This is a genomic window from Nitrospirota bacterium (assembly GCA_016194305.1).
GTDB lineage: Bacteria > Nitrospirota > Nitrospiria > JACQBW01 > JACQBW01 > JACQBW01.
Map to the genome: position 1 here is coordinate 20802 of JACQBW010000001.1, position 13264 is coordinate 34065.

Sequence of the window (13264 nt, forward strand, 5' to 3'; positions counted from 1 at the left end):
GACATGAGAAAATCACTCCTAAAAATAGAGATGGCCCGGCGGATGAATCAATGGTACCGTGAATTCAATTTTCGCTCACCTTTGCTCAGTGATCCCATCCAGATCGTTCATCGGTATCAGAAACCCGAAGAGATCGAACTGGCCGGATTTATCAGCAGCACGCTCGCATTTGGGAAAATCGATCTGTTTAGAGTCATCATTCAGAAAATACTGGATATGGGGAAGGGGAATCTTAAACAATTTATCCTGGATTTCAATCCTTCTAAAGATCAAAAACTGTTTAAGAATCTTTATTATCGCGTCTGGAAAGAGAAGGACCTTGTTTGTTTGATCTATGCCCTGCAAGTTCTTCTCATCCGATATGCTTCTCTTGAAAATCTTTTTCTTGAACTAACGAATCCGGTAGACGATCATTTTGAGTCCGCCATGAACGCCTTTTCGCGTGAATTTATTCGATTCGATCCGTCACCGGTGTATGGAATCAATCATTTTCCGAAAAGTTTCAAACTTTTTGTCCCTTCACCACGGAACGGAAGCGCATGCAAACGCTTCTGCCTTTTCCTTCGGTGGATGATCAGGAAAGATGACATTGACCGCGGAATATGGCAGCGCCTTTCACCGTCGAAACTCATTATCCCCCTCGATACCCACATCTTTAAGATGGCCTGTTTTCTTAAATTAACCCGGCTTAACACGCCAGGCTGGAAAATGGCCAGAGAGATCACCGCATCGCTTAAGGAAATCGATCCGGAGGATCCGCTGAAATTTGATTTTCCTCTCTGTCATTTCAGTATTCAAAACCAGTGCCCGTCGGGCGAAGACCCCAAACAGTGCGACCTCTGCTCGTCGAGAAAAAAATGCTATTTTGAACCGAAAATTCGCCGGGTTCGTAAAACAAGGAACTGATCGATTCAGCCGCTCTGGAGCTGCTTTAATTTCTCGTACAGTTCCTTTTCCTTTTCGGTTATTTTTTCCGGGAGCATTATCTGCAAAGCAACGTACAAATCGCCCCTTTCTCCCTTTTTCCTGATGAGGCCCTTTTCTTTCAATCTTAACTTTTGTCCGCCCTGGCTCCCCGGAGGAATCCTCAATTTAACCGGTTCGTCCAATGTGGCAACTTGAATATGGGTCCCCAAGACCGCATCCCAGGGGAAAATCGGTTGAATGACAGTCACATCATCCCCTTCAACCACGAAAGCGGGATGGGGTTTTATTTTAATGTTCAAATAAAGATCTCCGGGACGATCACCATCAGGAAAACCCTGTCCGGTCAGGCGGATTTTAGATCCTTCGCGGACCCCGGGCGGTACTTTGACCTCCAGATTCTTCCGGTTGTGCCCGATTTCGACAAATATTTTTTTCAAGCCTCCTCGATGGGCCTCCTCAAGAGAAAGGGTCATCTCCGCCTGAATATCCTCTCCTTTCCGGGGCCGGGTCTGGCTGGATGCACTTCGATGGCCTCCCGTTCTTCCTCCCTGTCCCCCAAAAATGGCTTCAAAGAAATCGCTGAATCCTCCCATCCCTCCAAAATCTGTCCCAAAATCAGCCCCGCGGAACGGACCTTGTCCGTCGTGGCCTGGAGGAGGCGTGAAATCCATTCCCTCGCGGTAATTCGCACCCAGGAGATCATATTTTTTTCGTTTTTCAGGATCGCTCAGAACTTCGTTCGCTTCATTCAGTTCTTTAAATTTTTCTTCGGACGATTTCTTTTGCGCAGGCGAAACAAGATCCGGGTGATACTTCCGCGCAAGTTTTCGAAAAGCCGATTTAATATCCTGCGGAGTGGCCGTTTTGGGAACGCCGAGTACTTCGTAATAGTCTCTAAATTTCAATGTCATGCGCCTTCCTTATTTTGCTACGTGAAATTCTATCATAGTTGTGCAAGGGATTTCTCTCTTTCCAGATAGTCCATTTCAGTCAAAACGGGAACACCCAGCTTTCGGGCCTTAATGAGCTTGGACCCCGGATCTTCCCCTGCTACCAGAAAATGTGTCCTGGAACTGACCGCTGTGGTGACCGATCCTCCTTCTCGTTCAATTCGTTGAATCAGCTCCTCCCGGGAAAAGGTTTTAAAAGAACCTGTAATCACAAATTTTATCCCCTCCCAGGCCAGCTTTGATTTGATTCTTGAAAATTCAATTTGAACACCGGATTCAAGAATCGCCCTCATAACATTCTGATTTCTCTTTTCTGAAAAGAAATGGATCACGCTCGTTCCCAATTCAGGTCCGATTCCATGAATCGAAGTCAGTCTCTCCAATGAGCTCTGTTCAAGCTCTTCGATCGATCCGAAATTTTGTCCGATGATCTTTGCGACCGTCGAACCGACACCGATCATGCTTAACGAATAAAGAAATCTCGGGAAAGTCACCCTCTTTGCCCTTTCGATTTCTTCAATCAGGTTCTGAGCTGATTTCACTTCCCATCCCGGCAGTTGAACCAGATTGTCTTTTCTCAAATAGAAGACATCGGACACCTGCTTCAGCAATCCTGCTTCAAAGAGCTGATCGACTTTTTTGATCCCTAACCCCGCAATATCAAACCCTTTCTTGGAGCAGAGATGAACGATCTTCCCCTTAATCTGTGCCGGACACGAAAGACTGATACAGTAGAGATAAGCGCCTTCCCTCTTAGTCTCTGATCCGCAAACCGGACAGCGTTCAGGCATATGAAAGCGGATTTCCTTCCCGCTTCTCATTTCAATAACGGGTTTAATCACTTCAGGAATGACATCACCGGCGCGTTCCACAAAAACGGTATCACCGATCAAAATATTCTTTTCCGCCAGTTCACCTTCGTTGTGAAGCGTCGCGCGGGAAACCGTGACGCCGCCAAGTTCCACCGGATCCAGAATTGCGACCGGCGTCAGGATCCCCGTCCTGCCCACCTGGACTTCAATCTGTGCAACACGGGTTGTCTTTTGCATCGGTCTGAACTTGTACGCCAATCCCCATCTCGGATGACGCGAGGTCTCCCCTAATTCACGGTGATAGGCAAGCTGGTTCACTTTAATCACGACCCCGTCCAATTCAAATTCCAGTTCGGATCGTTTCTTTTCCATCTGATGATGTCTTTCGATCGTTTCCGTGATCGAATGACAGAGCATCAGATCAGAAGATACTTTAAAACCCCATTCCTGGAGTTGCTCCAGGATTTCAAGCTGAGTGTCAAAATTGAATCCCTCAACTTTTCCTGCCCCCCAGGCATAAAAATGGAGCTTTCTTTTTGCGGTCATTGAGGGGTCAAGCTGTCTGAGAGCGCCCGACGCGGCATTTCGCGGGTTTGCAAAAAGTGGCAGCGCATTTTCTGCCTGAAGACGGTTGATCGTTCTGAAACTTTCCTTCGTGATGAGCACCTCGCCCCGGATCTCGATTTTAGAAGGAACGGATCGACCGCGATTCTTGTCAGGTTGAAGCATTCTTAAACGAAGCGGAATCGTATGAATCGTTCGCAGATTGGAGGTCACATCTTCCCCAATGGTTCCGTCTCCCCGGGTCGATCCCTGAACAAACAGACCGTCTTCATAGATTAAAGAAGATGAAATTCCGTCATATTTCGGCTCAACCAGATATTCGATAACCTCTTCCTTGACGAATTTTCGCACGCGGGTATCGAAATCCATGGCTTCTTCTTCGGAGAAAGCATTGTCAAGGCTCAACATGGGAACTTCATGACGGACATTTTTACCAAGACTTTCAAGGGGAGCCCCGACACGCTGAGTCGGCGAATCGGCCGCTAGAAAATGCGGATTTTCCTTTTCAAGCTGAACCAATCTCTTAAAGAGCTTGTCGAATTCTGAATCGGAAACGGAAGGCTGATTCAAAATATAATATCGATAATTGTGCCGATTGATTTCTTCACGAAGCGAAAGAATTTCTTTTTTGAGTGCATCGCTCATTTCCCAGAGGATCCTCGCCAAAATATTAAATTCTATTTTAACTCTTTTTTCCCGGAATTGAAATTCCAAATCTGTTGTTCTGTTTCGAAGAATTGTGCTAACCTTTTAACGAGGAGCCCTTTATGAAAAACTGGATTAAAGTCGGCTATGTTCAAACGCATCCGAAGTTTGGCGAAAAAAAGGCCAACGTAGATCAGGCGCTCGAAATGCTCTCTACCGAATCTGCAGACCTGATGGTTCTACCGGAGCTTTTTAATTCGGGTTACCAGTTCACTTCCAAATCCGAGGCGGCGGGCCTGGCGGAAGAAATCCCTTCGGGATATACCACCCGGAGGCTCATTAAGCTGGCCCGTGAGAAGAGAATGTATCTCGTCGCAGGAATTGCTGAAAAGAAAGGAAGACACCTTTACAATTCCGCGATCCTCGTCGGTCCCGCGGGTTTTATCGATGTTTACCGTAAAATCCACCTCTTTTACGAAGAAAAACTCTGGTTTACGGCAGGGAACAAGCAGATCAAGGCGTATGATATCGGCAAAGCCCGAATCGGAATTATGATCTGCTTCGACTGGTTTTTTCCGGAGATATCCAGAATTCTTGCGCTGCTCGGCGCCGAAATTATCTGCCATCCTTCCAATCTGGTTTTGCCCCATTGTCCCCAGGCAATGATTACCCGAAGTCTTGAAAACAGGGTCTATTCTGTCACGGCTAACCGGGTCGGGTTCGAGGAAAGGGACGAAAAGGAACGGCTCTCTTTTATCGGATTCAGCCAGATCGTCTCACCCAAAGGGGAGGTCCTTCATCGGGCCTCCGGGGAAAAGCTGGCGCTTCAGGTTCTCGAGATTAACCCGCTTGAGGCTAGGAAAAAATCAATTAATCGATATAATCATCTTTTTGAAGACCGGCGCCCGGATTTCTACCAAACGCTTCTTAAACCCGTTGAAGAGTAACCTCACGTCATTACCTTCCCTGACAGGCCCCATTGGATAATGCCGGAATCAATCAAGTTGTATCGATTCTGAAGAAGGAGATCAGAAAATGGAAGGTTCCGATTGTCGGAGTGATCGCAAACGAATCCCGTGACCCTTATCTCATTCTGATCTCCACAGTACTGAGTTTAAGAACAAAAGACAAAACCACTCATGAGGCTTCCAGGAGACTCTTTGCTCTCGCCACAACCCCCCGGGAAATGGTCAAACTCACTGAAAAACAGATTGAAACGGCTATTTACCCCGTCGGATTTTACAAGACCAAAGCAAGATCCATTCTTCATCTTTCCCATGATTTGATCCAGAGATTTCATTCAAGAGTTCCCGACCGGATGGAATCGCTGCTCACGTTAAAAGGGGTCGGCCGAAAAACGGCCAATCTGGTGCTCACATTGGGATATGATCAATTTGGAATCTGTGTCGATATCCACGTTCACCGCATTTCAAACAGACTAGGCTACATCAAGACAAAAAGTCCGGATGAAAGCGAGTTCGCGCTTCGGCAATGCCTCCCCAGGCGGCACTGGAAAATCTACAATGATCTTCTGGTTACTTTTGGACAAAATCTTTGCAAACCCGTTTCCCCTTACTGCTCTCTCTGTAAACTTTCCTCACTTTGTGAACGCCACGGAGTTCTCTCCTCGAGATAAAGAATAACCTCATTTTCACGGGTTTACGAATAGACAAACTCTGGTAAAATTAAAAGTATGAGTCAGGTCATAGGACTATCCCGGGAAACGGTCACAATTTCAATTATGGGCAAGAGTTATCAGGTTGCTAAAGACAAACTTCTGTATGTCTTCCAGGACCTCGATCTTCTCCGGGCCCGAAACAAATTCTGCTGGAACGGCGAGTGTAAGAACTGCACCATCTCCTTTTCCACTTCTTCAGACCCGGCCGTCATCATCACGGAAAGAGCCTGCCAAACAACCGCATCAGAAGGACTTCGCGTCGTTGAGATGCCAGAGGCATTCTATCTTGCAAAATAATCCTGAACCTTGCCTCAGGGATTAACCGATTTTCCTGTTTTTGAAAAAGAGAATGCTTAAGGGAGGGAGAGAAACGGAAATTGAATTGTTCCTCCCATGGAAAGGAAGCGGTTCGGAGTCGACACCGCCGAGATTGCCCAGATTGCTTCCGCCATAAGAAGCAGCGTCACTATTTAAAACTTCAATCCAGAATCCTTCTCTCGGGACCCCGACCCGATAGTGAAAGCGCGGGACCGGTGTGAAATTACAAATAATCAGCGAAACCGTCTCCTGGCTCGGACCCAACCGCGCAAAACAGATCACGCTCTCTTCCCAATCGAGGAAATCGATCCATTCGAAACCGCTCGATTGGTGATCCCACTCAAAAAGCGACGGTTCGTTCCGGTAATGGTGATTTAAATCTTTTACCCAGCGCTGGACGCCCTGATGGGGACTGAATTCGAGAAGATTCCAGTCGAGACTCTCGTCATGGTTCCATTCTTTCCATTGACCCCATTCGCTTCCCATAAACAGCGTCTTCTTCCCGGGATGGGCGAAAAGGTAACCCAGCAAAAGTCTCAAGTTGGAAAATTTTTCCACATCCGTTCCCGGCATTTGATCCAGGAGCGAGCGTTTTCCATGAACCACCTCGTCGTGCGACAAGGGAAGGACAAAGTTCTCCGAAAACGCATACAGGATACTGAATGTCAGCTGGTTTTGATGATGTTTCCGGTAGAGAGGGTCCCTGGAAAAATAGCTTAAGGTATCATTCATCCACCCCATATTCCATTTCATTCCGAAGCCGAGTCCTCCTAAATAGGTTGGCTTTGAGACCATCGGCCATGCTGTAGATTCCTCCGCAATGGTCTGGACATCCGGAAATCTCCGATAGACCTCTTCATTGAGGCGCTTCATGAGAGAAATCGCCTCCAGATTTTCATTTCCGCCGAACAAATTGGGAATCCACTCTCCCTCGCTCCTTCCATAATCAAGATAGAGCATTGAGGCGACCCCGTCTATTCTCAGTCCGTCAACATGGTACTTCTCCAGCCAAAAGAGCGCGCTGCTTACCAGGAACGACCGGACTTCATTTCTCCCGTAATTAAAAATGGCACTTTTCCAATGAGGGTGAAACCCCTTTCTGGGATCCGCATGTTCATAAAGGTGGGTTCCGTCAAAATAGGCGAGACCATGGAGGTCAGCGGGGAAATGAGCGGGAACCCAGTCGAAGATCACTCCTATCCCCGCTTGATGGAGCGTATTCACAAGGTACATCAAATCGTCCGGATTCCCGTACCGGGAGGTCGGCGCGAAATATCCCGTCGTTTGATAACCCCATGAACCGTAAAAAGGATGTTCCGTCAAAGGAAGAAATTCGACATGTGTAAACCCCATTTCCTTGACGTAGCGGGTCAGATCATCGGCCAATTCGCGATAAGTTAAAAAACGATTTCCCTCGCCGGGAACACGCTTCCACGATCCGGCATGAACTTCATAAATCGACAGCGGGGCGTGATGCGAATTCGCCGATTTCCGGTTTGTCATCCAATCCTGATCACTCCATTGAAATGTGCTGTCCCAAAATACGGAAGCGGTTTTGGGTGGAGGCTCGGAATAAAACGCAAACGGATCTCCTTTATCCGATTCATAGAAAAGATGTGATTTCGATACAATATGATATTTATAGAGAGCCCCTCTCTGAATGCCCGGGTAGAAACCCTCCCAGATTCCGGACGAATCCCATCGAACCCTGAGCGGATGCGAAATAGGATTCCATCCGTTAAAATCTCCCACGACTGAAACCTCGCTTGCGTTAGGAGCCCATACCGCAAAATAGACCCCTTCGAGGTCATCAATCGTCATGGGATGACTGCCTAATTTATCGAAGAGACTGAAATGGTGTCCTTCTTTAAAGAGATGGATATCGAAATCCGTAAAGAGGCTGACCTGTTTCATTCCGGGTGGCGTCTGAATCAATTTTTCCATTCGACTCTCTCTTCCAGGTTTCTCTCGCATCGACTCCCGATAGGGACAACGACGACTCCGTTTTCCGAGACGGCATAGTTCTTTTTGTCTTTTTCGAGATCCCACCCTATTTTCTCGTTCGACGGAATAACGACTCCCTTTTCAATGATACAACGTTTCAGCTGCGCTCCGGCCTTGACTCGGACACCTGAAAATAGAATCGAATCTTCAATGACCGCTCCGTCTTCGACCCAGACATCAGGACCCAGAATGGAATGGGAAATCCTCGCCCCGACAATCAGATCTCCTCCTGAAAGCAGCGTGTTGGTTCCCGAAACAGGTTCCCCGGTGGGAGAAGCCACGTTTCTGGCCGGAGGATATTGGCCATGATAGGTACGGATGGGCCAATCCTTCTGGTAGAGATTTAAGGGGGGCATTGGCTTGAGCAGATCCATGTTTGCTTCATAGTAAGCATCGAGGGAACCGACATCCCTCCAATAACCGTCCTGAATAATCCGATCCGCCATTCCACCAAATCGATAAGCGCCAACGGAATTCGTGGCAACGATACTGGGAAGAATATCTTTGCCAAAATCGTTCCAGGGAGGAGAGACTTTGGAAGATTTGTCCAGAATGCTGAGGAGAAATTTTCGGTTAAAAATATAAATTCCCATCGAGGCCAGTGCCTGGGTCGGATCGCCGCGCATCGGATGGAGTTCCCCTGATTTTTCGTAAAATCGCCGAATCCGATTTTGATCATCTGTCTCCAGGACTCCAAAAGATCTTCCTTCAGAGACGGGAACGGGAACCGTTCCCACAGTGACATCCAAATTGCGGCGAACATGCTCCTCCAGCATTCTCGCATAATCCATTCGGTAAATATGATCCCCTGCCAAAATCAGAACAAAATCAGCGTCGCTCCGTTCTAAAAGAAACCGGTTTTGATTGATCGCATCCGCCGTCCCGGCATACCAACCCTCTCCAATCCGCATCTGGGCCGGAACCGTTGTTATAAATTCATTGATTTCAGGATTAAAGATAGCCCACCCGTCTCTCACATGTTTCTGCAATGAGTGGGATTTATACTGAGTGAGAATCAAGATTCTGCGAAGGCCTGAATGAAGACAGTTTGAAAGAGTAAAATCGATGATTCGATAAATACCGCCAAACGGAACCGCCGGCTTTGCCCGGTCAGAAGTCAAAGGAAAGAGTCGGGAACCGGTTCCTCCAGCTAAAATAAAGGTGAGTGTCTTTTCTACGATTTCCACGACGCCCCTTTTGCAGGACAACGAAAATGTTTCTTATACCCTTAATTTACAGAAAAAATGCGATAAATTCAACACTTTGTCTATCGACCTCTTTCCTACCGGACAAGAACTGTGTTAAAATGTCCTGAGATAACATTCGGTCATCCCTAAACAATTTAAAGAATAGATTTCCAGAGCAAGCGATTTGACCCCAGAATCAGAAAATCTTCATTCCCTGTCTCCGAAAATCGGAGATGATCCGGCTTCCGTAAAACGATCCCTGGGCAAGCATATCGTCCTATCCATGGGCAAAGATCCCGTATCGGCGACCGAACATGACTGGTATACCAGCACCGTTTATATGTTGCGGGACCGGCTGATTCAGCGCTGGATCGAAACCATTCCCCAGTACCAGAAGAGCGACGCTAAAATCGTCTATTATCTTTCACTTGAATTCCTGGTCGGGAGATCTTTGACAAATGGTCTTCTGAATATGGGTCTTCATGAAGTCACGCGCAAGGTGTTAAATGAAATGGGTAACCAGCTCGAACATCTTTGCGAGGTTGAAGTGGAGGCGGCACTGGGAAACGGTGGTCTGGGCAGGCTTGCAGCCTGTATGCTTGATTCCATGATTACGCTTCGGCTTCCCAGTTATGGCTATGGCATACGATATGAATATGGCATGTTCAAACAGAAGATTGAACAGGGATGTCAGGTGGAACATCCGGAGAACTGGCTTAGAATCGGGAATCCCTGGGAATTTCAGCATTCTGAAGTACTCTATTCGGTTAAATTCTTTGGCCGTGTTCAAAAATCAACGGACGCGGCAGGCCAGATCCGGCATCATTGGGTTGATGCGGACGAAGTCATGGCAATGGCTTACGACATCCCGATTCCGGGATATGGACCCCATTCCAATGTGAGTGTGTTGAGACTCTGGTCCGCAAAATCCTCACGCGACTTTGACCTGAAATACTTCAACGAAGGGAACTACATAAAAGCGGTTGAAGACAAGGTTGAAACCGAAAACATCTCAAAGGTCCTATATCCAAGTGATTCCACGCATGTGGGACGCGAACTCCGGTTTAAACAGCAATACTTTTTCGTCAGCGCGGCCCTTCAGGATATCCTTCACCGTTTTATGCAAAACCACACCTCGCTGGAACAGTTTCCGGAAAAAGTGGCGATTCAGCTGAATGACACCCACCCTTCAATCGGAATTCCCGAACTCATGCGAATATTGATCGATGACCACCAGCTTGAATGGGAAAATGCGTGGTCAATTACTTCCAGGACTTTCGCATACACCAATCACACTTTACTCCCCGAGGCGCTGGAAACCTGGCCCGTCCACCTGTTTGAATCACTCCTTCCGAGACACCTTCAAATCATTTACGATATCAACGACCGCTTCCTGAAGGAAGTTTCGCTTCAATACCCGGGGAATAAAGAACTCATCAAACGGATTTCCATCATCCAGGAAGAGGGAGAACGACGGGTCCGGATGGCCCATCTCGCAGTCGTGGGGAGCCACAAAGTAAACGGCGTTTCAAAACTTCACACCCGCCTGATGAAAGAGACGATCTTTGCCGATTTCTACCGGTTTTATCCTGATCGATTTCTCAGTATTACCAACGGGATCACGCCGCGGCGCTGGCTCAATCAATCCAATCCCCGTTTGTCACAGCTCATTTCCTCCCGAATCGGAGAGAGGTGGAAAACTCATCTCGAAGAATTGAAACAACTCATTCCTCTTGCAGATGATCCGGAATTTTCCCAGGCGTTTTGGGAAGTAAAAATGTCAAATAAAACGAAGCTGGCCGGATTGATTAAAAAGAATCTGGGTATAGAGGTCAATGTCGATTCGCTGTTTGATATTCAAGTGAAAAGGCTTCACGAATATAAACGGCAATTGCTGAATATTCTCCATCTGATTACTCTTTATAACCGGATTCGGTCCAATCCCTTGATATCCAGGCTTCCCCGAACCGTGATTTTTGGCGGAAAAGCCGCTCCTGATTACACCTATGCCAAACTCATTATCAATCTTATCCATAATGTGGCAGATATTATCAATCATGATCCTCTGATCCAGGACCGGCTCAAGGTGGTGTTTATTCCTAACTATGACGTTTCGACCGCTGAAGATATCATTCCGGCCTGCGAACTTTCCGAACAGATTTCCACAGCCGGAACCGAAGCTTCGGGTACGGGAAATATGAAAATGGCACTCAATGGCGCTTTAATCATTGGAACTCTGGATGGGGCAAATATTGAAATACTTGAAGAAGTCGGAGAGGAAAATATCTTTATATTTGGATTGACGGCCGACCGGATTGGCAAACTTCGTAAGGAAGGTTACGACCCCAATGTGTATTACAATGCCAATCCTGAACTGAAGCAGGTGTTGGACATGATCGGCTCCGGTTTCTTTTCTCCCGGGTCGTCGGATCGTTTTCGGCCCATTGTCGACTCCTTGTTGCGGGGAGGCGACCGCTATTTTCTCCTGGCTGACTTTGAATCGTATGTGGCCTGTCAGGAGCGTGTCGAAACAGTTTATCAGAACCGGCGCGAATGGATACGTCGGTCCATTCTGAATACGGCAAACATGGGAAAATTTTCGAGTGATCGTGTCGTGCAGGAGTATGCCGAAAAAATCTGGAACGTTCGTCCCTATTCAGCTCCCCCTTCTTGACGCAGGTGACCGCCCGGAGGTCCAGGTCATTGCGGCCAAATCTTTGAATGCCAGGGAGTCCAGCTGTTCCGGAAGAAGCCGCCATTCCCAGTTTCCATCGAGACTCCCGGGTAAATTCATTCTCGCCCCTTCACCCAGTCCCAGAATATCCTGCATCGGAATAATAACGGCATCGGCAACCGACATCATCGCCAGGCGAATCATTTCCAGATGAACCGTTTCCTCCGTAGGCGTCCTTCCGAGATAGGCGGAGAGCCTCGTCCGGTCCGCGATACCAGCCTCTTTTTTGAACCATTCCCGGACCGTACTGGTATCATGGGTTCCAGTGTACACCACCGCATTTCTGCTGTAATTGTGCGGCAAAAAAGGATGGCTCGGAAGATTTTCTCCAAAGGCAAACAGAAGGACTTTCATTCCGGGAATTTTAAAACGCTCCATCACCTCGGTCACATCTGGCGTGATGACGCCCAGGTCTTCAGCGATAATACAAGGATTCGAAAAGTGGCTTAAAAGGATTCGAAAAAATTCATCCGAGGGAGCAGGCACCCATTCGCCCCGTTCCGCCGTCGTTTGACCGGCGAGGACGCTCCAATAGGCGACATACCCCCTGAAATGATCAAGCCGGACCATATCAAAAAGACTCAAATTATGCGCCAATCTTTGAATCCACCAGGAATAGTGGGTCGCTTTAATCGCCTCCCACTCATAGACGGGATTGCCCCAAAGTTGACCGGTCTTGGAAAAGTAATCGGGTGGAACGCCGGCTACCCGTAAGGGGCGCCTGTTTGCGTCGAGCTGAAAAATTCCCGAATGGGTCCAGACGTCCGCGCTGTCATACTGCACATAAATTGGAACGTCGCCGAAAATCCGGATCTCCTTCTGATTACAATATTGCTTTAAGGCGTACCATTGTTTGAAAAAGAGGAACTGGACCATTTTTTCAAAGACGATTTGATCCTCGAATTTCTCGCGGTATCGCTCCAGTTCCCTGGGATCCCTGTTGACGAGCTCTTCTGTAAAATGATTCCATGGCTTTCCCTGGAAATGCGCTTTTAAAACTTTAAAGAGTGCGTAATTTTCCAGCCACTCCGCTTGCTGATCACAAAAGGCGTTAAAATCCTTTCCTTTTTCAAATGAAGCGCGGTTTTTCTGATAGACAAGGTCAAGCATCTTCCGTTTCAGGCCAGTCGCCGTTTTAAAGTCCACTTTCTGAACCGAAGTGCTCGAAAAGGAAAGGAGGTCGGATCTGGAAAGAAATCCCTCGTTCTCGAGCAGTTCAGGACTGATCAGAAGCGCGTTTCCTGCAAAAGCGGATTCACTGCTGTAGGGCGAGTTGCAGTTCGAAATCGATGTTGGATTAACGGGAAGGACTTGCCAGATACACTGCTTCGACTCAGCGAGAAGATCTGCGAACTGATAGGCAGAAGGTCCCAGATCTCCGATACCATAAAGAGAGGGAAGGGAAGTGATATGGAGAAGAATTCCGCTTTTTCGACTGTTCATCC

Annotated in this window: 10 protein-coding genes; 5 read left to right on the forward strand and 5 right to left on the reverse strand. The window is 47.6% G+C overall.

Annotation, left to right across the window (positions count from 1 at the left end; translation table 11 throughout):
• The first annotated feature begins 3 nt into the window (after window positions 1–3).
• Entirely contained in the window at window positions 4–906 is a 903-nt protein-coding gene (locus HY200_00130; GenBank protein ID MBI3593344.1) for a TIGR02757 family protein, read from the forward strand.
• 5 nt (window positions 907–911) lie between these two features.
• On the opposite strand, the gene HY200_00135 is transcribed toward HY200_00130, so the two are convergent.
• Together HY200_00135 and ligA are read right to left on the reverse strand one after the other, a co-directional pair.
• The gene (locus HY200_00135) at window positions 912–1838 is read right to left on the reverse strand and encodes a DnaJ domain-containing protein (protein MBI3593345.1); all 927 of its coding nucleotides are present in this window, start codon (window positions 1836–1838) and stop codon (window positions 912–914) included.
• Window positions 1839–1870: 32 nt separating this feature from the next.
• Window positions 1871–3898 carry an NAD-dependent DNA ligase LigA gene (ligA, locus tag HY200_00140; GenBank protein ID MBI3593346.1) on the reverse strand — a complete coding sequence of 676 codons (2028 nt, stop codon included), beginning with the start codon at window positions 3896–3898 and terminating at the stop codon, window positions 1871–1873.
• A 134-nt stretch (window positions 3899–4032) separates the two neighbouring features.
• Between ligA and HY200_00145 the strand changes: the two genes are divergently transcribed.
• From HY200_00145 to HY200_00155, 3 genes are read left to right on the forward strand one after another with little or no spacing between them, the layout of a single operon-like run.
• Window positions 4033–4845, forward strand: coding sequence for an acyltransferase (locus HY200_00145; protein ID MBI3593347.1), 813 nt, complete (start codon window positions 4033–4035; stop codon window positions 4843–4845).
• Window positions 4846–4877: 32 nt separating this feature from the next.
• The gene (locus tag HY200_00150) at window positions 4878–5534 is read left to right on the forward strand and encodes an endonuclease III (GenBank protein MBI3593348.1); all 657 of its coding nucleotides are present in this window, start codon (window positions 4878–4880) and stop codon (window positions 5532–5534) included.
• A 57-nt stretch (window positions 5535–5591) separates the two neighbouring features.
• Window positions 5592–5873: a hypothetical protein gene (locus tag HY200_00155; protein MBI3593349.1), complete on the forward strand. Its 282-nt coding sequence runs from the start codon at window positions 5592–5594 to the stop codon at window positions 5871–5873.
• Between the two features lie 21 nt (window positions 5874–5894).
• Here the strand turns inward: HY200_00155 and glgB are convergent, their stop codons facing one another.
• A complete protein-coding gene (gene glgB, locus HY200_00160; GenBank protein ID MBI3593350.1) occupies window positions 5895–7838 on the reverse strand; it encodes a 1,4-alpha-glucan branching protein GlgB in 1944 nt (647 codons plus the stop codon).
• Window positions 7826–9079, reverse strand: coding sequence for a glucose-1-phosphate adenylyltransferase (gene glgC / locus HY200_00165; GenBank protein ID MBI3593351.1), 1254 nt, complete (start codon window positions 9077–9079; stop codon window positions 7826–7828). The genes glgB and glgC overlap by 13 nt, the downstream gene beginning before the upstream one ends.
• Before the next feature lie 289 nt (window positions 9080–9368).
• Here glgC and HY200_00170 point away from each other — a divergent pair, with 289 nt between their 5' ends.
• The gene (locus HY200_00170; GenBank protein MBI3593352.1) at window positions 9369–11759 is read left to right on the forward strand and encodes a glycogen/starch/alpha-glucan phosphorylase; all 2391 of its coding nucleotides are present in this window, start codon (window positions 9369–9371) and stop codon (window positions 11757–11759) included.
• On the opposite strand, the gene malQ is transcribed toward HY200_00170, so the two are convergent.
• On the reverse strand, window positions 11742–13262 hold the full coding sequence (gene malQ, locus HY200_00175; GenBank protein ID MBI3593353.1) for a 4-alpha-glucanotransferase: 1521 nt from the start codon (window positions 13260–13262) through the stop codon (window positions 11742–11744). The two genes, HY200_00170 and malQ, sit on opposite strands and share 18 nt — an antisense overlap.
• Between the last annotated feature and the right edge of the window lie 2 nt (window positions 13263–13264).